This is a genomic window from Actinosynnema sp. ALI-1.44, from assembly GCF_001984155.1.
Lineage (GTDB): Bacteria > Actinomycetota > Actinomycetes > Mycobacteriales > Pseudonocardiaceae > Kibdelosporangium.
In genome coordinates, this window is the sequence record NZ_MTQO01000051.1 from 317,677 (window position 1) to 337,549 (window position 19,873).

Consider the following 19,873-nt stretch of genomic DNA (forward strand, 5'->3'; position numbering starts at 1 on the left):
CATGGACACAACGACGTTTCTCGGCGAGCGGTACGGGCTCGCCGGCCGGATCGCCATCGTCACGGGTGCTTCCGGGAACATCGGCTCGGCGTGCGCCGTCGATCTCGCCAGGGCCGGTGCGACCGTGGTCGCCCACTACCACTCGAACGAACCCGCTGCCCGCAAGGTCGCCGACCAGATCACCGCGGAAGGCGGGACCTGCCTCGTCGTACAGGAGGATCTGAGCAACCCGGTCGGACCGGAGCGGTTGGTCGACCGGGTACTGCTCGAGTACGGCAGGGTCGACGTATGCGTCGCGGTCGCCGGGGTGCGAACCCGCAAACCCGCCGTCGCCACCACCGCCGCGGACGTCTCGGACCTGATGGCGACGAACTTCCACAGCGCGGTCACGCTCGCCAAGGCGTGCCTGCGGCCGATGATGCGCAACCGGTTCGGCCGGATCGTCGTGTTCGGTTCGACGGCAGGCGTCAACGGGCTCGGTGGGCACAGCGTGTACGCGGGCACGAAAGCAGCGCTGCACGCGTGGGTGTCGTCGGCCGCGGGCGAGGTCGCGGGGCGGGACATCACCGTCAACGCGGTGGCGCCCGGCGCGATCCGGGCGGACGACCTGGATTTCCACAGCGCCAGCGAGGTGGAGCTGGTGCTGAAGTTCATCGGCGCGGGCCGGATGGGGGAGCCGGATGAAGTGGCCTCGGTGGTGTCGTTCCTGTGCACCCCGGCCGCCAGCTACGTCAACGGTGCATGCGTGCAAGTCCATGGAGGAGCGAGGTTCTAGCGATGACTACGTCGGCGCCGATCCGGATCGCCATGATCGGCTTGGGATGGGTGTTCACCGAGGTGTGGGCGCCGCTGTTGGCCAACCCCGGGTTCCGGGTGGTCGCGGTGTTCGACCCGGACGACGGCGCGCTGGCGCGGGCGTGCGACGCGTTCCCGGCTGCTCGCGCGCTGTCCGCGGTGGAGCAGTTGGATCCGGCCGAGGTGGACCTCGCTGTCGTGGCGACGCCCAACCACCTGCACGCGCCGGTGGGAGCGTCGCTGCTGCGCCGGGGCATCGCGGTGTTCATCGAGAAACCGGTTTGCCTGACCGTGGCCGAGGGCGCGTTGCTGGTCGAAGCCGAGCGGGAAGGCGGTGCCCGGGTGCTCGCGGGTACCGCCGCGTGGCACCGCGCCGACGTCAAGGCGCTGCGCGCCCAGGTGGACCGGCTCGGTCCACTTCGGACGATCGAGCTGTCGTGGGTGCGGGCCAGGGGTGTACCCGGTTCCGTCGGCTGGTCCACCAAAGGGGCGAGTGCGGGCGGTGGCGCGCTGTTCGACCTCGGCTGGCACCTCATCACGATCGGGCTGCGCATGATCGGGTGGCCCGCGGTGTGGGACGTCGTCGGCTCGGTGTCCTCGGATTTCCTCGGCCGGAAGGGATTCGGCGCGAGCTGGCACGTCGGTGGCGAGCGGCGGGCCGAGCCCGGTGCCGGCCAGGTGGAAGACCCGGTGGAGGACACCGTGCGGGCCAGTTGGCGCACCCGCACCGGGGTGTTCTTCGTCCTGACCACCGCGTGGGCGTCGCACATCGCACTCGACCGCACCAGGATCGCCGTGGAGGGAGCGGACGGCCGAGCCGAGCTGGACTGCACGTTCGGGTTCAGCCCGCAGCGCTCGGGCGCGTCGTCGCTGCGGGTGCTGACCTCCGGACGGATCGAGGACGTCGAGCTGCCGGACGAACCGGTCGGCACCGAGTACCGCACGCAGTTCGGGCTGCTGCCCACGTTGCTGGCCGACCCGAACCAGCCCGGTGCCGCCACCGGCGAGTCGGTCCGCATCGTCGACCTGATCGAGCGGATCTACCACTCGGCAGGCGTCGCCCTGACCCGTGCACCGGGCTTACGGGCGGGGTGAGATGTGATGCGCCTGCGCCACCGCGTCGTCGGGCTGGGGCACACAGCGCCCGCGGCCGGGTCGGTCACCACACCGGAACGGGTGCGCCGGATGCGCGAGCTCACCGCGGCCGCCGCGCGCGGAGAATCGCTCCTGCTGTGCGCCGAACCCCGCGAACCGGTCGCCGGAGCCATGCGTGCCACGGCGGACTTGGCCACTCTGGGCGCGTTCGTCTTCGCGTACGCCACAGGAAGGCCGGTGCCCACTGTCCTGGCGGTGAGCGACTCCCACGCCGAGCCCGGCACGTTCGCCGGTGACCGCCTCGTGCACCACGAAGGACCCATCGGGCGGGCCCACCGGTGGCTCGCGGGCATGGCGTGGGCGCCCCGCCTGGACACCGCCGAGTCGGCCTTCCTGACCAGGCTGATCAAAGCGTGGGGATTCGCGATGGCGTACGGTGGCGAACCGGCCGAGGTGGCCAGGATGCTGACGGCCGACCAGTTCTCCGCGTTGCCGTTGCCGGGCACTGTGTCGCCGTTGGTCCGGCAGACCACCGACGGCAGCCGGTACAGCCTGGTCAGCCCCGGTGTGTTCGTCGGTGACGGCACGGGTCGACCAGCGGGCGAGCAGGCGGGCGACCTGGTCAACACCGTGGTGCTGCGACTGCGCCGCGGGCTGCCTGCCGACGAGCTGGCACGGCTGTGCGCCCGGTTCGACCCCGACCGCGTGCCGGGCAAGCTGGTCGTGCTGGTGCCGCCGCTGCCCGACCGGCGCCTGGCCGCGTACGTCACCGCGGCAGGCGGACAGCACATGCCCACCTGGGTACTGGGCCCCGGTTCGGGGCCGGGCAGCGGGGCGCGGCTGCGCCGGATGCACGAGGTGCTCGCCGGCCTCGGTGCGCACCTCGGTGGCGTCTGGCTCGACGGCCGAGGCCGCAGGCTCGAGCAGATCGTGCGCCTGGCCACCGTGATCAGTTCCCAGCACTCGGTACCGATCCTTGACCGCACAGCTTGAACGGAGCGACAGGACCATGAAGTTCGGCTACTTCTCCCATGTATGGGGCCGGCCGGGAATCACCCCGGCGCAGCGCTACGAGGAGCTGTGGCGGGAGATCGCGCTCGCCGACGAGGTCGGCTTCGACTACGCGTTCTCCGTCGAGCACCACTTCTCCCCGAGTGAGAGCTGGATGCCGTCACCGGCCATGTTCTGCGCGGGCGCGGCACAGCACACCCGGAGCATTCGCATCGGCCCTATGGGTTACGTGCCCGCGCTGCACAACCCGATCTCGATCGTGGAGGAGATCGCCGCGCTGGACCACGTGCTCGACGGGCGGCTGGAGGTCGGCATCGCCTCCGGCGTCGCACCGAGCTACTTCGGCCCGTACGGGGTGAAGTTCGAGGAGCGCAAGGAACGGATGGCCGAGTGCGTCGACCTGCTGCGCGCGGCGTACCAGACCGAGAACGACTCGTTCGACTTCACCGGACCGTTCCACGAGTACTCCGACGTGTCGATGTCGTTCCGGCCGCTGCAACGGCCGTACCCGCCGTTGTGGATACCGACCGGCGACCGCAAGACGTTGCGCTGGCTGGCCGAGATCGGCGCGCACACCTCGTCGACGATGATCGTTCCGCGCAAGGCGCTCGGTGTCGTGTACCGGCACTACGTCGACTGGTGGCGGCAGGCGGGCCACGAGGGCGCGCCGAACATCGGCTACTGGACGCTGGTGCACGTCGGCGACAGCGACGAGGAAGCGATCACCCGCGCCGCGCCGCACCTGATCCACACGCTGACCAAGACCCTGCTCTACGGGCGAGGCGTGACCAGGCAGAGCTCGGACAACACCAGCGGCCTGAGTACGGCGGACATCCTGGCCAACGCGGGCGACATCGACTTCCTGCTGGACCACAACCTGATCTTCGTCGGTTCACCGGAGACGGTCGCGGCGCGGATCCGGCAGGCGGCGGGCGAAGGCATGTTCAACACCCTGCTGGCCGAGTTCAACTTCGGTTTCCTCAGCGAGGCCGAGCAGCGCGAGTCCGTCCGGCTGTTCGCCGACGAGGTCGTCCCGGTCCTGCGGGACTACCAACCCTACTGAGCATGCGGCAGATGGAGGACGCCATGTCATCGGCACCCCAGCACGACGAGTCCACCGCCGAACGGGACGACGAGTCCAACGAGTCCGTCTACGACGAGGCGGAGGCGAAGTTGGTCGCCGAACGGCTGCAGGCATTGGGCTACATCGAATGACCGGCAACGCGACCGCGGCACCCGACCGCTCCGCGGTGGACCTGGACCGGCTCGACCGGCTGCTGCGACTGGTCGGCGAGGTCCCGGCGCACATGCGCCGCTTCACCGTGCCCCCACGACTGGCCCGGATCAGGCACGGCATCCGGCCGGACTTGGCCGAAGTGCTCGTCGAAGCGGGTCTGCCACACGTCGGCAGGGGAGCTGACCGGCTGTTCGACGACTACGACGTCGGCAACCTGGCGCTGCACCTCGGGCTGGTCTCGGTGCGCCGGATGACCATGCGTTCGTGGGCGAACAGTTTGAACGACAACAGTTCCCGGCCGCGAACCGTGGTGCGGATCGGTGTGCGGCCGCAATGCCCTCTGCGGCCGCACACCGGACCGTGCCAGTACCAGCTGTTGCGCGAAGGCGGCTGGCGTGAACAGGTCAGCGCCGACCGGGACACCCGTTCCCCGGTGGCGCAGTACCACGTCACACTCTCCGGTGAGTGGCCGCACCTGCCGCCCGCCGTGCGCGAACTGGCCGACGAGGTCGCGGACCTGGAGTTCTTCCTGCTGCCGGAGGCGATCCGCTGGGACCGGGAGTTCATGACCCGCACCCGGATGGCCGACTGCGGCACCGCGGCCGACTGGCTGGTGCACGAGGGCCGCCGCCGCGGCCTGCCTGTGCGGTTCGCGTTCGGGTTGCTCGTGGTCAAGCCGTACCCGACGCCGCACTGCTGGGCGGAGTTCCTCGTCGACGGTGTCTGGGTGCCCTTCGACCCCTTGCTGCTCAAGGCCATGACCACATGGGCGGGACTCGACAAGGAGCGCTGGCACCGGTACGCGTCCATCGGGCCGATCCTGTACCGCCTCTGCGGGCACTTCACCAAAATCGCCTCGCACAACGATGTCTGGCCCTCGCTGTCGTTGTCGACCGACTACATCGGTGGGTGAGAACATCGTGAGTTCCCGGACTTCCAGCGTTTCCGACCTGGCCACCGTGGTGTTCGACATGGACGGGGTGCTGGTGGACAGCATCGACGTCATGCGGCAGGCGTTCGAGATCGCCTACGCCGAGGTGGTCGGCGGTACGACACCGCTGTTCGACGAGTACCGCAAGCACCTGGGCCGGTACTTCCCCGACATCATGCGGATCATGGGGCTGCCCGGCGAGATGCAGGCGCCGTACATGCGGGAGAGCGCCCGGCTGGCCGACCAGGTCCTGGTCTACCCCGGGATCCCGGCGATGCTGGACCAGCTGCGCGAGATGGGCGTGGCCACCGCGGTCGCCACCGGCAAGAGCGGCGAGCGGGCCAGGTCGTTGCTCGACCGGCTCGGGCTGCTCGACCGGTTCGACATCGTGGTCGGCAGCGACGAGGTGGCCCGGCCGAAACCCGCGCCGGACATCGTCGAACGCGCGCTCGACGTGCTGGGCGCCACCGCGGTGAGCGCCGCGATGGTCGGTGACGCGATCACCGACATGCGCAGCGCCCAAGCGGCCGGTGTGCTCGCCGTCGCCGCCGTCTGGGGCGAGGGCGACGAAGCCGAACTGCTCGGCGTGAACCCCGATGTCGTTCTGCGTTTCCCGGCCGAGGTGCCGATGCTGGTCCGCTCGCACGCCACACGAGGTATCGCCTGAACACCGTTATCCCTCAAGGAGGACCCATGACACCTGTTGTGTCAGCCCCACGATCGAGCGCAGGCTACGCGGCACCCAACCGCACCTCAGGGGAACGTGGCGCAAGCCAGCCACAAGTACGCCCTGAACTGTACATGCCAGCCCAAGGTGACCAAGCGCAGAATTCCGGGGAGGCGGGACAGCAATGACCCAAGTCAGCGTCCCCGTGCCGGTGCCCGAGGAAGTCGGTCGGCACTACGACGAGTACGCAGCGCTGTGTGACGTGACCGTCGGCGCGAACCTCCACTTCGGGTACTGGGACACGCCGGACAGCACGGCCACGTTCGAGCAGGCCGCGGACCGGCTCACCGAGGTGTTGATCGACCGGCTGCCCGTCGGGCCGGGACAGCACGTGCTCGATCTCGGCTGCGGTCATGGCGGACCCGCCATCGCCGTGGCGACCCGGACCGGCGCCCGCGTCACCGGCGTGTCCATCAGCAGGGAACAGGTAAGCCGAGCCACTGCCCGCGCGGAGGCGGCCGGGGTGGCCGACCGCGTCCAGTTCCACTGGGCGGACGCCACGAAGTTGCCGTTCGAGGCGCAGTCCTTCGACGCGGTGCTGGCGTTCGAGTCGATCATCCACATGCCCGACCGGGGGGACGTGCTCAGGCAGGTCCGCGAGGTGCTGCGGCCGGGCGGCCGGGTGGTGCTGACCGACTTCTACGAGCGGGCCCCGATCCCGCGGGAGAAGCTGCCCGCGGTCCAGCGCTACCTGCGGGACTTCCTGTGCACGATCGTCCAGCCGGGCGACTACGTCCCGATGTTGGCCGACGCGGGTCTGCGGTTCCTCGAACTGCGCGACATCAGCGCGGAGACCGTCCGGCAGACCCTCGTGCACATGTCGGCGAAACTCGGCGGTGCGCGGCAGGCGGAGTTGCACCGCGAATACGGTCGGGACCTGGTGGAGAAGTGGAACTCGGCCGACATGATCGACGTCGACGAGTTCGGGCACATCATCGTCGTGGCGGAACGCTGGAAGTGAACGGTGAATGGTAATCTGGCGCCGTGACACCCGAAGAACTCAACGACCTCGCGATGACATTTCCCGGAACGACCGAGGAACCGGCCTTCGGCCCGGAAACCAATGTGTACAAGGTGGCGGGCAAGGTTTTCGCGATCATGCAGCCGTCCTTGGATGTGCCGCAGGTGACGCTGAAGTGCGAGCCCGGTACGGCGTTGGAGTTGCGGGCGCGGTTCTCCGGTATCTCCGAGGGGTATCACGTGAACAAGAAGCACTGGATCACGGTGCTGATGGACGGTTCGGTGCCGTCCGACGAGATGGGTGACATCGTTGCCCACGCTTATCGGCGGGCGGCGCTTTCCTTGACCAAGTCCGTGCAGGGTGACCTGGCCAAACGCGGTATGCCCACAGACGTCTTCGAATAGCGGGTGGAAAGCGCCAAGGGCGTGCTCGTTTGAGCACGCCCTTGGCGGTCTGTCAGATATTTCCGGGTGTGACGCGGATTCGGCTCTTCGCCACCAGTGTCCTGGATCAGCTGGGGAAGCGCACTATTTCGTTTGCCTGTGGTTGGCCGGGCGGCGTGCCGTCACCGAATGGGCGTCCGGCCAACTGGTCACGGTGGTGTTCGGTCAGCCAGCCGGTTGGGTCCGGGCCAATCGCGACGATTCCGCTCGGGTTGACCGGTTTCAGCACGTGGTAGTAGTGCGTGCGGATGTGCCCGAATTCCGTGGTGTCGCCGAAACCGGGAGTCTGGAACAGGTCGCGTGCGTACGCCCACAACGCCGGGTATTCGATCAGCTTGCGGCGGTTGCACTTGAACAGACCGTGGTACACGGCGTCGAAGCGGACCAGTGTCGGGAACAGCCGGATGTCGGCCTCGGTGATCGTGTCGCCGACCAGGAACCGCCGGGTCGCCAGCCGGTCCTCCAGGCTGTCGAGCCGGGCGAACAGCTTGGCCACTGTGCGGTCGTAGCGGTCCTGGTCCGGCGCGAACCCGGCCAGGTACACGGCCTGGTTCAGGTCCCGGTAGACGTCCTCGGCCAGTGCGTCGATCTCGTCGCGGTGAGCGGCCGGGTACAAGTCGGGGGCACCGGGCCGGGCCAGTGCGCCCCACTGCGTGGCGAGGTCGATGGTGAGTTGGTTGAAGTCGTTGCTCACCAGGTGCCCGGTTTCCGTGTCGACCAGGACCGGCACGCTCACCCCGCCTGCGTAGCCGGGTTCCGTGGCCAGGTACAGGTCTCGGACCGCGTGCACGCCGAGCACCGGGTCCACGTCGCCGGGCGAGCCGGTGGCCTCGGTGAACACCCAGTGGTTGTCGCCGTCGATGACTTCCTGGACCGGGTCGGTGATGCCCAGCGAGATGACCTCGTCGAGACCCATCAGCCTGCGCACGACCGCCGACCGGTGCGCCCACGGGCAGGCCCGGTTGATGACGAGCCGGTAGCGGCCTGCCCGCACCGGCCACCCGGACCGGCCGTCGGCGGTGACTCGTCCGGTGAACCGCGACGGCGCCCGTTTCAGCTCGGTGGTGGCGGTCGGTGTGCTCATCGGACCCTCCTGCGCGGTGGGATGTTGTGGTTGAACCGGAACATGTTGTCCGGGTCGACCGCCAGCTTGATGCCGACCAGTCGCTTGTACGCCTCTTCGGTGAACGCCTGGCGCACGTCGTCGGGGTCGGTGTGGGCCACCCCGGCCATGAAGTTCAGCGTCCGGTAACCGCTGTTCCACGGTGCCATCACGTCCACCAGACGGGCGTGCGCGGAGAGCACGTCCGCTTCCGACCCGGGGTTGAGCACCGACGCCGCGTACAACTGGAACGGCGCGTCCCGGTGTGCGACCGCGTTGGGGGTCTCGGGTGGGCGCGCCAACGCGCCGCCGAGGTGGCGGATCTCGATGATGACCCGGCCGTCCGACTCGGGACCGGACAGGGCCAGCAGCGCTTCGACGGTGTCCGGTGCGAGCTCACTGAGCTGGAAGGTGTTGATGTAGAACGATCCTGGCGTCGGCGGGTCGTTGTGGATGCTGTTGACCTCGTCGTACGGCAACGAGCGCACGGTGTCCAGCAGCGGCTCGGCCACCTGGCGCAACGGTTCGATGAGCCGCGCGCCTTCCTCGGGCGAGCCCAGGTAGCTCAGCCGCACATGGGTGACGTGGCGACCGCGCAACGCCTCCGGCACCTCGGGCACGTCCGGGAGCGGGACCATGCAGAACGAGGAGCTCAGTTCGTCCGGCACGTCGGCCACCCACCGGCGGTAGGTGTGCAGCACGTCGGGAGCCACGGAGCCGTCGAAGAACAGCGCGCCCCCGTAGAGCCGCTCGACCGGCAGCAGGTCCACCTCGAGTGCGGTCACCACCCCGAAATTGCCCTTGCCGCCCCGCAACGCCCAGAACAGGTCCGTGTTCTGGGTCGGGTCGGCGCGTCGCAACACGCCGTCCGGTGTGACCACGTCGATCCAGCGGACGTGGTCGGCGGCGTAGCCGTACCGGCGGGAGAGCACGCCGATGCCGCCGCCGAGGACGTACGAGACCGCCCCGACGAACGACGCCGACCCGTTCAGCGGTGCCAGACCGTGTTTGGCCGCCGCGCCGATGACGTCCTGCCAGCGCACTCCCGCGCTGATCGTGGCTGTCTGGCGCAAGGCGTCGACGTGGAAGTCGACCATCCGCCGGGTCGTGATCATGAGCGCGTTGTCCGCTGCCACGGACACCCCGTGGCCGGTGTTCTGGACAGCCACACCCAACCCGCGGTCGCGCGCGTAACCGACCGCGGCCACCACATCGGCCGCGCTGGTCGCGCCGACGACCACTGCGGGGCGGTGCACCACCGACTGGTCGAAGCCGTCGACTTCCTCGGCGTACCCCTGTTGGCCAGGGAGGAAGATCGGCCCGTTGATCGCGCGCGTCAGTTTCTCAAGGGAGTTCGCCGAGTCCCGTGGTGACTTCTTCGACATCGATTCGCCGATTCTCTGCTGTGGGTGACATTCATCGGTATTGGGACCAGCCTAATCGGCGCTGTTGAAGGATGTCTGGAACGAATCGGACATGCCGGTGACGCGTCCCGTAGGCTGACGCGATGAGCCTTCGGTCCGATAACCCGTACGGGCGGCCACGACGGTACGAAAGCCGGCAGCTCGACGTGCGAGTCGACGACCGGGTGGCGGTTACCCCGAGAATGTGGGAACTGCGGCTGCGCGGTCCGGCGCTCGGAATGGTGCGTGCCGCCAAGGCGGGCGCGCACGTCCGGGTCGAAGTGCCGGTCGCGAACTCGGCGCCGGTATCGCGGACCTATTCGGTGTGGGCGCAGGACGCCGCGACGGCATCGCTCGTCCTGCGGGTGGTCGACCACGTCCCAGGTGGACCGGGCAGCCGGTGGGCGGCCAGTGCCAGCATAGGCCAACGGCTGCGAATAAGCTTGCCGCACAATAAGATCTCGCTGGAGCCCACCGCGCCGTACCACGTGTTCGTCGGGGAGGAAACCGGTGCGGTGCCGTTGCTGGCCATGGTGGCGGCGCTGCCGCGGGCCGCGCCCGTGTTCGGCGCGTTGGAGACCGTCGACGCGGAGTCGGAACTGGCCGTTCCGAGTGGGCGCGCGGTCGAATGGGTGCATCGCGGCGCTGCGTCCGCGGTGAATTCGCCGGTGTTGTTGCGCGCTGTTCGACAGCTCGAACTGCCCGACCGGCCCGGGGTCGCGTACGTCGCGGGAGAATCGGCCACGTGCCGCGCCGTCGCCAGGTATCTGGTGAACGAGCGCGGATGGCCCCGTGCCGCGGTGCGCAGGCAGACACACTGGACCTCGGGACAATACGGATTGTTGTAATGGTCCGGTGCTGAGTTTGCGCATTCACGAAAGCGTTCGACGCATCTTCTGACGGGTAAATTCGTGGTTATGACAGCAACCGCGATTCGATGGCGGGCCGTTCGTCGCGCCGTCATTTCACCGTTCACAGAAGAGGACGTCGAGAAAGTGGGAGAACGCATCCGTTCGGCCGGGACCTCCTCGGACGAGGTGCGGGCGGGCCTGGCCGCGCACCTCGTCGGCGGGCCGTGGGTCGACGGCCTGCCGCGCTACATCTGGTACTCGACCGGCGAGACGGTCGTGGAGTTCCGGCTGGCCGACCCCGCGCAGGCCCGATACGTGCGGTACGAACTGCACCCCAGCGAGTGGCCGGAGGGAATCCGATGAGGACACTTCCCGAGTTCGCGCTGTCCTGGACGTGGGGCGCGGCGCCGCCGGACCAGTGCGCGGAGTTCACCGCGACCTGGGCGTCGCTGCGCATCTCGGTGGGGGAGCAGGTGCTGAGCCTCGCCGTGGACCCGGACACCTCCGCTAGCCGCACCCACATCGAGGTGCCGCTGTACTCGCTCGCCGAATGGGTCGCGTTCAACTGGTGGTCGCTGACGGCGGACCTGCGACCGGGGACCCAGATCTCCCAGTTGCGGTTCGCGTACCGCAACGGCGTCGGTGACCAGCGCGGGCCGTGGTGGGTGCGGTCCCGGCGGCACGTGCTGCGCGCGGCCGGGGACGGTTTCTGGTGGCCGGACGTGCTGTTCTACTCCGAGGGCCGGGAGACCCGCGTGGTCTGGATGCCCGACAACGAGACGCCACCGCGTTCGCCTTACCGGTTCGTTGGGCGGGGGAACCCGACCGTGTCGACTGCCGCGTTCCACCGCACCCTGGCCGAGTTCGTGGACGCTGTGGTGGCGAGACTGGACGAGCAGGGTGTCACCGACACCCCGCTGCACACCGAGTGGGCAGCCGTGCGGGGCGCAGGCGACGCGGAAACCGCGCTCTTCCAGAAGGTCGCGGCTCTCGGCCTGGACCCGTACACCGAGTCGGAACGCCACGAGGCCGACATCACGGCAGCTGTCCAAGACCTGCCGTCGCACCTGGTCTTCGACTTCTTCAACGGAGTCGGCGCGAACCGGGTCCGCGACCAGGTGGGCTGGCTCGACCGGGTGCGTGAGCAGACCGGTACCGGTTCGGCCCCGCTCGGCCCGGTCCTGGAAGAGTTGCGTGCCGCCTGCGCCGACCTCGCCGAGCGGTTCTACGACGACAGCAGCACCGAGAACCCGTGGCAGATCGGGTTCCTCACCGCACGGCGGGTGCGGGAGACGCTCGGGGTGCCGGACACGGAGCCGTTCGACTTCGGCTCGTTGTTCAGCCACCGCGTCGAGCCCGTGCCCTATCTTGACCGAGGGCTGGTCGCATACGGCAGTCGTACCGGTGTGGACGGTCCGGTGTTGGTGTCGACCCGCCCCTACTCCGAGCCGGCCTTGCGGTTCCTGCTGGGTCGTGCGCTGTGGCACCTCGTGTGCGACCGGGAGGACACCTTCGTCATCGTCGCCGCGCACACGCATCGCCAGGCGGTAGCCCGTGGCTTCTCCCTGGAGTTGCTGGCGCCTGCCGCGGGGATCGCCGAGTTCCTCGCCGACCCGGAGCACCTGGTGACGAGCGAGGACGTCGACCACATGGCCGACCACTTCGGGTGTGGGACCCTCGTGGTCGAGCACCAGTTGGACAACCGGGTGCTCGCGTTCGACTTCCCGTGGTCCGGGCCCCGGTCGGAACAGGCTGCGTGATCGGTGTTGGTGATCGGTGTTGCCGGGCGGCGCCACGCGGGTGCCGCCCGGCCGTGTGCCGCTGCGGTTACTCGCGGACAGCCTCGATGACGCGCAGTGGCCCGTCACCGATCGGGATCGAGCGTGTCACCCGCAGTCCGGCTCGCGACATCAGCTCGCGGTACTCCCGCTCCGCGCGCTCCTGCCCGCCGCACAGCACCAACAGCAGCAGGTCGCGGAACAGCCACTCCTGCTTGGCGTCGTCCTCGAGCGTCGACTCGATGACGAGCAGGCGGGAGTCGGGTCGCATGGCCCGCCTGATGGTGACGAGGATGCGCACGATGTCGTCGGCTTCCCAGTCGTGCAACGCCCGCTTGATGAGGTACACGTCGGCGCCCGGCGGCACGCTCTGGAAGAAGTCGCCTGGCACCAGTTCGTAGCGGTCGTCGACGCCCTGGCCGGACAACAGGTCCGCGGCGAGTGACAGCACGCTGGGCCGGTCCAGCAGCTTGCCTCGGATGTCCGGGTTGGCGCGCAGCACAGCACGCAACAGACTGCCCTTGCCGCCTGCCACGTCCACCAGTTCACGCACGCCCGAGAAGTCGTAGGCGTGCGCGATGGCGTCGGACTCCTCCTCCGACACCGAACTCATCGCCGAGTTGAAGCGGCGCTGGGCATCCGGGTTGGTCCGGGTCAGCTCCCAGAAGCCGGAACCGTTGGCGCGGTCGAACGAGGCAGTGCCGGTCTGCACCGTGAACAGCAGCTCGCCCCAGGCGGCCCAGTGCCACGGAGCCGCCTGGAACAGCGCGTCCGTTGCTTCGGCGCAGCCGGGGTTGGTGCACAGCACGGCGGACAGCGCCGACTGGGCGTAGGTGTTCCCGTCGGCGAGTCGTTCGAACACCCCGAACGACGTCAGCGTGCGCAGCAGCCTGCCGAGCGTCGGGGCGTGCGTCTTGGTTCGCGCGGCCAGGTCCGCCACCGTTCTCGGGCCGTCCACGAGCAGGTCCGGAATGCCGAGCTCGGCGGCCACGTGCACCGCCCTCGCCCGCCACGCGCCTTGCAGCAATTCCACCATCTCGGCACGCACGTCGCGCTCGGGCGCACGTGCGGCATTCATTTCCGTGGTCATTCTACTCCCAATACTGTTGGGTATGCGAGTGTCCGTTTCGATATCCCGAGTCGCCCGATGTGGCTCTGACCAGGATGGACGTGCCCATTTTCAGTGTGGCCCACGGCGGGCGCCGACGTTGAAGAATGGGTCGAGCCGGGCACTTTTCCCGACGTGGACCACTTACTCGTCGATATCGGGCTGGGTATCGTGAGAATGCACGGCATACCCGTTCTTGGAAGGAGCGGCATGGTGCTGCGGCGTGTGGATCCCATTCCGCTGGAGAAGGTGCGTGCGGTCGTCTTCGACCTAGACGGCGTGCTCGTCGACAGCCTCGCGGCGGCGGTGCGGGCGTTCGAGGCCGCCTACGCCGAGGTGGTCGGCCCCGGCGACGCCCCGAGCGACGAGTTCGTCCGCCACGCCGGCCGGTACTTCCCGGACGTCCTGCACGCCATGGGCCTGCCGTCGGCCATGGCGGAGCCGTACGTCCGGGAGAGCTACCGGCTGGCCGACACGGTACGGGCCCACGACGGGGTGCCGCACCTGCTGAACGTGTTGCGCGGGATGGGAATCCGGATCGCGGTGGCCACCGGTCGCAGCCGCGAGCGGGCGGTGTGGCTGCTGGACCGGCTGAACCTGCTGCCTCAGATCGACGTCGTCGTCGGCAGCGACGAGGTCCGGTCGCCCAAGCCCGCGCCGGACATCGTCATCGAAGCCCTCATCCGCCTCGACGTGCCCGCGGACGCGGCGATCATGGTCGGCGGCGCGGTCGCCGACGTGCGCAGCGCCCAGGCCGCCGGTGTGGTCGCGGCAGCCGCTGTCTGGGGCGAAAGCGCGACCGCGGACCTCCTGGCCGCGCGCCCCGACCTGGTGCTGCGCCGCCCCTCGGATGTGCACCTGCTGTGCGGTGTCGACCACCGCACAGCCCGGATCATCTCCTTGACCGGCTGAGGCGCCCGGTCACGGTCACATTCCCCATCACGATGCGAGGTCCGCGGCCAGGTCGAGCGACAGCGACGACGTCGGTGCGTTCGACGGGAGCTCGAGCCTCGGGTGGCCGCGCAGGATGTCCGTGCACAGCTTGTGCAGTCGTACCGACGGGCCAAGGCCCAGTTCCTTGGACAGCGTGGTCCGGTAGTGGCGGAACACGTCGAGCGCGTCGGCACGCCTGCCGGAGCGGTGCAGTGCGAGCATCAGCTGGACGGTGAAGACCTCGTTGGTGGGGTGCTGGCAGTGCAGTGCGCTCAGCTCGCTGACCAGTTCGTGGTGCAGGCCGAGGCGCATCTCCGTGCGGATGCGCTGCCCGAGCACGTCGAGACGGCTGGACTCGAGGTCCCGTGTGGTCGGGAACAGCAACGGGCCCGTGACCACATCCGGCAGGACCGGGCCGCGGTTCCACAGACTGAGCGCGTCCCGGAACAGGGCGGCGGCTGCCTCGTTCTCGCCCCGCATCAACTTGGCCCGGCCCGCACGGGCACGGCTGTTGAACGTGTCCAGGTCGAATTCCCCCGAGAGGACGTTGAGGCGGTAGGCGTGGTCGAGCGTGACCAGCCGGTGCTCGGCGGCACGCGGGGGACGCCCCGTTCCGCCGTCGTCGCAGATGACCCGGCGCAGCTGCATGATGTACGTGTAGACCGACGCGTTCGCTGTCGGTGTGGGGTTGTCGTCCCACAGTTCCGTGACGAACTGGTCGATGGACACGGTGTGCCCGTGGGTGAGCAGCAGCAGTGCGATCATCTGGCGTTGTTTCGGTGCGGATGGCGTCAGGTCCACCCCCTCATGGCTGACCGTCAACGGCCCGAGGACGCCGAATTGCATGATTCCTCCCCAGGGAGTTCGCTGCGCACAGCCGAACGGCTCAGCCGTACCGGCCGGGCGCGATCACGGTGCGCGGGTCCAGGACGTCCTTCAGGTGGCGGATGAACCGCCGTGCCGCGGGATCCGGGCTGAGGTGGTCGATCGCGTCGGCGTGGTCGACGTCGAGCCGGTACGGCAGGAAGCCCGCCTCGCCGAACATGCCGTACATCCGGTCGAGGGTTTCGTGCGCGTGCGCCGCAGACTCGTCGTCCGGCGAGAACCGCATCGTGACAACGAAGTCGACGACATCGGCGTCCAGCATGTTCATCGTGGCACCGCAGCGGATGCCGCTCGTCTCGTGGACCCGGTCCAGCAGTTCGGTGGCCTGCGCGATGGCCTCGCCGGTGAACGGCACGAGCGGGAGGAAGAACAGGAATCCGCCCCCGGCGGAGTCCACGTCGTCGGCAGGTACGCGCATCTTGGCCTGGAACAGCGCGTCCTCGTCGTCCGGCTGGCCCGCGTAGCCCAGTTCCACCAGCGTGGCCACCTCACGCACATCCGGGTCGGGATCAGCGCGGTCGGTATGCGTGACCTGAGTGAACACACCCGACGCGACGGCCTCGTCGATGAGCACCTTGGTGAGCGCCTCGGCCGATGCCATCGTGCCTGCCACGCACACGTGCACCAGGAACTCGTCTTCGGTGCCGTGGTACGCCTTCGCCGCGGCCGGGTCGTACACCTTGGGAACGCCGTGTGTGAGGCCCTGGCTTACCCAGTGCCGCACCAGGTCCACGGCCTCTCGCAGGTGGCTGCGCGTGAAGTTCAGGCGGACCACCAGCAGCGCTTCCGGCGCCGGTGGCAGGCGGATCGCGGCGGCGGTGACCACGCCGAGGTTCGACTGGAGGAACAGCGGCAGGGCGGACGGGCCGAGTCCGTGCGGGTAGAGCGGCGTACGGCCGCTGTCGCTCGGCCACCAGCCGACCCGCATCATCTCGCCGCTCGGCAGCACGACCTCCAGCCCCGCCAGGTCCTCCACCCGTTGCCGGAGCAGGCCGACGCCCCTGTCGAGCGCGTTGCCCACCACACTGGTGTGCATCGACGACGCGGTCAGGTTGAGCTTGCGTGCCGTGCCTGCCAGGCGTTTGGCCAGTTCCCCCTGGGTCACGCCGGGTTCGACCACCGCCCACCCCGCGGTCGTGTCGATCGCGCGGACGCGGTCCATACCGCTCAGGTCCAGGATCACCGCGCCGTTGTCGGCGGGTTCCCGTGAGCCGAGGCCCCAGTTGTGGCCGGTGCTCATCGGCTGCAACGCGACCGGATCGGCGGACCCGGCCACGATCGCCACGACCCGGCGCACCTCGTCCGCGGTGCGCGGCCGGATGACGCCCGCGACGTCTCGCTGGTCGTACAGACCGACGTTCGGCCCGAGCCGCATGGTCGCCGCACCGGTGTGCGACCCGACCGGCGTGACGACCCGGTCGGCGCCGAGGGCGGCGGCGACGGCGTCGAGCACCGCGTCAGGGCGAGAGTGATGGGCTTTTCCGTTCGTCGACGGACTTCCGGGCTTGACCGTGTGCAGCACGTTCAATGCGTTCGACACCTCGATGCTCTCCTTAGTCGACCCCGGTCGGACGAGCCGCACGGGAGTGGGAGATCGGTTCCACCAATCGCGGTGATCTCACCGTAGGCTGGAGAGGCGAAGGGTTCTGGTCGATCCGCGCACACGAAGTCCCCAATTGGCGCACGGGCCGCCGCCGGACGGGCCCAGCCGGGTGCTACCCGAGGATTCCGTTCGCGTAGAAGGAGCTCGCGGTCATGGTCGCGCGGGCACCCGGTCTCGATCGTGGGGGAATGTCCACACCTTGTTGGCGAAGTTTGCGGAATTCGCGGGGTGTCATGCCATAGCGCTGCCGGAACAGACGACTGACCTGTGAAGGCTCCTGCAGACCCCAGCGTTCGCCGATGGCGGCCACGGTCAGGTGGTCGGTGCGCGGGTTGTTGAGATCGGCGAGAATGCCCGTGAGGCGCTCATCCCTGATCCATTTCGCCGGGCTCGTGCGCTGCGCCGCGAAGATCACCTGGAGATAACGCAGTGATATGTTGTGTTTCTTCGCCAGGACGGCCGGGCTCAGCGCGGGATCGGCGATGTGCCGTTTGGCATACGAGAGCACCCGCAGCAGGAGCATCTGCCGCGCGGCGACCGTGTCGTCCTCTTCGTCATGCAGCCGGTCGGTGAACAGCGTCGTGACGAGGCCGCCGAGGACCATGCCGAGCGGTTCGGCGGCCGCGTCGGGTAAGTCCCGCAGTTGCTGCCCGAGCGTGCCGAGCGACTGGCTGACAAGCGCACCGACACCGTTGCTGCTCGGCCACGGCCTGCTGGTCAGCTTGCGCGTGATGTCCGGGGTGAGCCCGAGCGACCGGTGCGGGAACCGCAGCGCCACCATCTGGAACCGTTGGGGCATTTCCAACGTGTACGAGCGGGAGCTGTCGAAGGTGACCACCTCGCCGGGGGCGACCGTCGTCGTTCCCCCGTCCTGGCTGAGCTCGGCCTCACCGGACAGCGGCACGGTCACGTACACGTGCCCGTCGGTGTCGGACGCCCGTCGATTGGACAGGTAGACCGAATGCGCGTCGGCGGAGATCAGCGACACGCGGAAGTGGCCGATGGCGCTGGTCAGAATGGTGCCTTCGGCGAACGTGTCGCGATCAACGACGACGTCGAGATTCAGACCGCAGGTGCGCCGGACCTGGTCCCGCCATTGATCGATACGCTGCCCGGTGGTCCCGGAGCCGGTATTATGGCTCCGCACATCATGCCGCTCGGAGGGGCTCCCCATCATCGTATGATGTTCTCGTCGTACGACATGCGCAACCATTCCGCGTCAGTTGGCGACTTATAGGATCCACAGCGGACAGTTCCGGCGGCGCCCGCGTGCCGCCGAGCCGCCCGGCGCGCTTTCGAGCGCCATGCACGAATCCGCAATTGCCCAAGCGCGTACTCACGAGTTGGTCCAATCGTGGTGACCTAGCCTGCGTTTGCAGCGGACATCAAGACACTCGGGGTTTCGATCTTCTTTCCGCGAAGATTACTGAGGGGAAGTCCCAATGAACTCGTCGTTACGGATCGGAGTTGTGGGCGGAGGCGCGTCGGCCGTGTGCCTGCTCGCCGCGCTGGCTCGAGCCGGAGACCTGAGCAACGGAAGGCTTGTGGTGTACGAGCCCTCGGCGCGGCCGTGGCGTGGCCGACCATACCAGCCCGACATGGACACGGTGCGCGTGAACGCCCCGCCGCAGGACATGTCGGTGTGCGCGGACCAGCCGGGCCACTTCCAGGACTGGTTGCTGTCCAACGATTTGCTGGCGTCGTCCGGTGGCCCCTACTGGGATGGGCGCGCCGGCACGGCCTTCGTGCCCAGGACGTACTACGGCGCATACCTGGAGCAGTCCGCGTGGACGGCGTGGACAACACTGTTGCGGCGCGGATGGCGCGTGGAGCTCGTCCGCGACCGTGTTGAGCGTGTCATCCCAGGGCAGGATGACCTGACGCTGGTCACCGCTGGTGGTTCGCGCACGCGGGTCGACCACGTGGTGCTCGGTGTCGGCGGCGGTGCGCCGGCCGACCTGTACTCACTGTCCGACTCGGATCGCTTCGTCGCCGACCCCTATCCGCTCGTGCGAACCGTGAGCGGCATCGACCCGGACGCCACAGTCGGGGTCATCGGCAGTGGCCTGACGGCGGTCGACGTCGTGCGCTCGCTGACCAGCGCCGGGCACCGGGGACGGATCAGCCTGCTGTCGCGGCGTGGCGTGCTGCCCAGCGTGCGCCAGCGGCCCATCCACCACCAGCCGCGGTACTTCACACCCACCCGGTTGCGTGCGCTCGCGGCAGGTGGCGCGAACGTCACCCTCGCGCAGCTCGGCTCCATCATGACCGAGGAACTGCGTGCGGCCGGTGAGAACCCGGCCGCGCTGTGGGCCGAGCTCGCCGCCGTCGAGCACGAGGCTCCGACGGACCGCCTGCGCAGGCAGTTGGCCGCGGTCGGCTCGCCGCGGATGAGCCTGCGCATCCTCCAGCAGCTAGTGCCCGAGGCCGGGCCGGACGTGTGGCCGTTGCTGTCCGACGCCGAACAGGACCACCTGCTGGCCAGGCACCATCGCACCGTGATGAGCATCTGCTGCCCGATGTCACCGGCCAACGCCGAGTTCCTGCTCAGAACGGTGCACTGTGGACAACTCCGGGTCGTGCGCGGCCTGCGCGCGGTGTGCGCCGACCGGGGCGGCCGGTTCACCATCCACACCGGACAGCACAGGGAAACGGCGGACGTCGTGATCAACGCGGTGAACCCGCGGCTGCGCGGTTTCTCCGCCCAGGCGCGGCCCTTGGTCGAATCACTGGTGGCGGCGGGCCTCGCCGAACGGCACCCGCGTGGTGGCCTGCGGGTCCAGCGGGCGACCAGCGCACTGACCACCGGCGGCCAGGCCCGGCGCGGTATCTACGCACTCGGTGACACGGCATCGGGTTCGCTGTTCTTCACGTTCGGCATCCAGTCCCTGGTGGACAGAGCGGCCGACGTCGTCGGCGCGATCCGGTCCGAGCACATCGCGAGCGCGACGAACACGCGCGCCGCGCACGGTTCGTTCACAGACCTCATGCCTCGAATCGCTTGAGAAGG

20 protein-coding genes are annotated in these 19,873 nt (G+C 69.0%); 14 read left to right on the plus strand and 6 right to left on the minus strand.

What is annotated here, in order from left to right; all coding sequences use genetic code 11:
• Window position 1 precedes the first annotated feature (1 nt).
• From ALI144C_RS36585 to ALI144C_RS36620, 9 genes are all read left to right on the plus strand, one after another.
• Entirely contained in the window at window positions 2-775 is a 774-nt protein-coding gene (locus ALI144C_RS36585; protein ID WP_076991795.1) for an SDR family NAD(P)-dependent oxidoreductase, read from the plus strand.
• 2 nt (window positions 776-777) lie between these two features.
• Window positions 778-1,890, plus strand: a complete 1,113-nt coding sequence (locus tag ALI144C_RS36590; protein WP_076991796.1) for a Gfo/Idh/MocA family protein — start codon at window positions 778-780, stop codon at window positions 1,888-1,890.
• A gap of 6 nt (window positions 1,891-1,896) precedes the next feature.
• A complete protein-coding gene (locus ALI144C_RS36595; protein WP_076991797.1) occupies window positions 1,897-2,883 on the plus strand; it encodes a hypothetical protein in 987 nt (328 codons plus the stop codon).
• Window positions 2,884-2,899: 16 nt separating this feature from the next.
• Window positions 2,900-3,964, plus strand: coding sequence for an LLM class flavin-dependent oxidoreductase (locus ALI144C_RS36600; protein ID WP_076991798.1), 1,065 nt, complete (start codon window positions 2,900-2,902; stop codon window positions 3,962-3,964).
• A gap of 2 nt (window positions 3,965-3,966) precedes the next feature.
• Entirely contained in the window at window positions 3,967-4,116 is a 150-nt protein-coding gene (locus ALI144C_RS55890; protein ID WP_168211439.1) for a hypothetical protein, read from the plus strand.
• Window positions 4,113-5,051 (plus strand): transglutaminase domain-containing protein, encoded by a 939-nt coding sequence (locus ALI144C_RS36605; RefSeq protein ID WP_076991799.1) that lies wholly within the window; start codon window positions 4,113-4,115, stop codon window positions 5,049-5,051. The genes ALI144C_RS55890 and ALI144C_RS36605 overlap by 4 nt, the downstream gene beginning before the upstream one ends.
• Window positions 5,052-5,058: 7 nt before the next feature.
• Entirely contained in the window at window positions 5,059-5,736 is a 678-nt protein-coding gene (locus tag ALI144C_RS36610) for an HAD-IA family hydrolase (protein WP_269086719.1), read from the plus strand.
• A 184-nt stretch (window positions 5,737-5,920) separates the two neighbouring features.
• Window positions 5,921-6,757 (plus strand): SAM-dependent methyltransferase, encoded by an 837-nt coding sequence (locus tag ALI144C_RS36615; protein WP_076991800.1) that lies wholly within the window; start codon window positions 5,921-5,923, stop codon window positions 6,755-6,757.
• Window positions 6,758-6,780: 23 nt separating this feature from the next.
• A complete protein-coding gene (locus ALI144C_RS36620) occupies window positions 6,781-7,161 on the plus strand; it encodes an MmcQ/YjbR family DNA-binding protein (protein WP_076991801.1) in 381 nt (126 codons plus the stop codon).
• A gap of 106 nt (window positions 7,162-7,267) precedes the next feature.
• Here the strand turns inward: ALI144C_RS36620 and ALI144C_RS36625 are convergent, their stop codons facing one another.
• Both ALI144C_RS36625 and ALI144C_RS36630 read right to left on the minus strand, forming a co-directional pair.
• Complete coding sequence (locus ALI144C_RS36625) at window positions 7,268-8,284, minus strand: glutathione S-transferase family protein (RefSeq protein WP_076991802.1); 1,017 nt, start codon at window positions 8,282-8,284, stop codon at window positions 7,268-7,270.
• The gene (locus ALI144C_RS36630; protein ID WP_076991803.1) at window positions 8,281-9,687 is read right to left on the minus strand and encodes an FAD-binding oxidoreductase; all 1,407 of its coding nucleotides are present in this window, start codon (window positions 9,685-9,687) and stop codon (window positions 8,281-8,283) included. Before ALI144C_RS36630 ends, ALI144C_RS36625 begins: the two co-directional genes overlap by 4 nt.
• Window positions 9,688-9,809: 122 nt before the next feature.
• Here ALI144C_RS36630 and ALI144C_RS36635 point away from each other — a divergent pair, with 122 nt between their 5' ends.
• From ALI144C_RS36635 to ALI144C_RS36645, 3 genes are all read left to right on the plus strand, one after another.
• The gene (locus ALI144C_RS36635) at window positions 9,810-10,553 is read left to right on the plus strand and encodes a siderophore-interacting protein (RefSeq protein WP_076991804.1); all 744 of its coding nucleotides are present in this window, start codon (window positions 9,810-9,812) and stop codon (window positions 10,551-10,553) included.
• Window positions 10,554-10,700: 147 nt separating this feature from the next.
• Window positions 10,701-10,919, plus strand: a complete 219-nt coding sequence (locus ALI144C_RS36640; RefSeq protein ID WP_076991805.1) for a hypothetical protein — start codon at window positions 10,701-10,703, stop codon at window positions 10,917-10,919.
• Entirely contained in the window at window positions 10,916-12,316 is a 1,401-nt protein-coding gene (locus ALI144C_RS36645) for a hypothetical protein (protein WP_076991806.1), read from the plus strand. Before ALI144C_RS36640 ends, ALI144C_RS36645 begins: the two co-directional genes overlap by 4 nt.
• Window positions 12,317-12,383: 67 nt before the next feature.
• On the opposite strand, the gene ALI144C_RS36650 is transcribed toward ALI144C_RS36645, so the two are convergent.
• On the minus strand, window positions 12,384-13,412 hold the full coding sequence (locus ALI144C_RS36650) for a methyltransferase (RefSeq protein ID WP_076991807.1): 1,029 nt from the start codon (window positions 13,410-13,412) through the stop codon (window positions 12,384-12,386).
• 240 nt (window positions 13,413-13,652) lie between these two features.
• On the opposite strand from ALI144C_RS36650, the gene ALI144C_RS36655 reads away from it, so the two are divergent.
• Window positions 13,653-14,354: an HAD family hydrolase gene (locus ALI144C_RS36655; RefSeq protein WP_076991808.1), complete on the plus strand. Its 702-nt coding sequence runs from the start codon at window positions 13,653-13,655 to the stop codon at window positions 14,352-14,354.
• Window positions 14,355-14,381: 27 nt separating this feature from the next.
• Here ALI144C_RS36655 and ALI144C_RS36660 read toward each other — a convergent pair whose 3' ends face one another.
• From ALI144C_RS36660 to ALI144C_RS36670, 3 genes are all read right to left on the minus strand, one after another.
• On the minus strand, window positions 14,382-15,221 hold the full coding sequence (locus ALI144C_RS36660; protein WP_076991809.1) for an AfsR/SARP family transcriptional regulator: 840 nt from the start codon (window positions 15,219-15,221) through the stop codon (window positions 14,382-14,384).
• A 40-nt stretch (window positions 15,222-15,261) separates the two neighbouring features.
• Window positions 15,262-16,800: an FAD-binding oxidoreductase gene (locus tag ALI144C_RS36665; RefSeq protein ID WP_202819139.1), complete on the minus strand. Its 1,539-nt coding sequence runs from the start codon at window positions 16,798-16,800 to the stop codon at window positions 15,262-15,264.
• A gap of 175 nt (window positions 16,801-16,975) precedes the next feature.
• Entirely contained in the window at window positions 16,976-18,037 is a 1,062-nt protein-coding gene (locus tag ALI144C_RS36670; RefSeq protein ID WP_168211441.1) for a helix-turn-helix domain-containing protein, read from the minus strand.
• A gap of 268 nt (window positions 18,038-18,305) precedes the next feature.
• Here ALI144C_RS36670 and ALI144C_RS36675 point away from each other — a divergent pair, with 268 nt between their 5' ends.
• Window positions 18,306-19,868 carry an FAD/NAD(P)-binding protein gene (locus ALI144C_RS36675; RefSeq protein ID WP_076991812.1) on the plus strand — a complete coding sequence of 521 codons (1,563 nt, stop codon included), beginning with the start codon at window positions 18,306-18,308 and terminating at the stop codon, window positions 19,866-19,868.
• The last annotated feature ends 5 nt before the right edge of the window (window positions 19,869-19,873 follow it).

Bases quoted from the DNA above. Each gene is read 5' to 3' on its own strand.
- ALI144C_RS36595 (WP_076991797.1), top strand. From the start codon at position 1,897: ATGCGCCTGCGCCACCGCGTCGTCGGGCTGGGGCACACAGCGCCCGCG.
- ALI144C_RS36655 (WP_076991808.1), top strand. From the start codon at position 13,653: ATGGTGCTGCGGCGTGTGGATCCCATTCCGCTGGAGAAGGTGCGTGCG.
- ALI144C_RS36675 (WP_076991812.1), top strand. From the start codon at position 18,306: ATGAACTCGTCGTTACGGATCGGAGTTGTGGGCGGAGGCGCGTCGGCC.
- ALI144C_RS36605 (WP_076991799.1), top strand. From the start codon at position 4,113: ATGACCGGCAACGCGACCGCGGCACCCGACCGCTCCGCGGTGGACCTG.
- ALI144C_RS36615 (WP_076991800.1), top strand. From the start codon at position 5,921: ATGACCCAAGTCAGCGTCCCCGTGCCGGTGCCCGAGGAAGTCGGTCGG.
- ALI144C_RS36670 (WP_168211441.1), bottom strand. From the start codon at position 18,037: ATGGGGAGCCCCTCCGAGCGGCATGATGTGCGGAGCCATAATACCGGC.
- ALI144C_RS36625 (WP_076991802.1), bottom strand. From the start codon at position 8,284: ATGAGCACACCGACCGCCACCACCGAGCTGAAACGGGCGCCGTCGCGG.
- ALI144C_RS36650 (WP_076991807.1), bottom strand. From the start codon at position 13,412: ATGAATGCCGCACGTGCGCCCGAGCGCGACGTGCGTGCCGAGATGGTG.
- ALI144C_RS36585 (WP_076991795.1), top strand. From the start codon at position 2: ATGGACACAACGACGTTTCTCGGCGAGCGGTACGGGCTCGCCGGCCGG.
- ALI144C_RS36635 (WP_076991804.1), top strand. From the start codon at position 9,810: ATGAGCCTTCGGTCCGATAACCCGTACGGGCGGCCACGACGGTACGAA.
- ALI144C_RS36630 (WP_076991803.1), bottom strand. From the start codon at position 9,687: ATGTCGAAGAAGTCACCACGGGACTCGGCGAACTCCCTTGAGAAACTG.
- ALI144C_RS36645 (WP_076991806.1), top strand. From the start codon at position 10,916: ATGAGGACACTTCCCGAGTTCGCGCTGTCCTGGACGTGGGGCGCGGCG.
- ALI144C_RS36590 (WP_076991796.1), top strand. From the start codon at position 778: ATGACTACGTCGGCGCCGATCCGGATCGCCATGATCGGCTTGGGATGG.
- ALI144C_RS36600 (WP_076991798.1), top strand. From the start codon at position 2,900: ATGAAGTTCGGCTACTTCTCCCATGTATGGGGCCGGCCGGGAATCACC.
- ALI144C_RS36660 (WP_076991809.1), bottom strand. From the start codon at position 15,221: ATGCAATTCGGCGTCCTCGGGCCGTTGACGGTCAGCCATGAGGGGGTG.
- ALI144C_RS55890 (WP_168211439.1), top strand. From the start codon at position 3,967: ATGCGGCAGATGGAGGACGCCATGTCATCGGCACCCCAGCACGACGAG.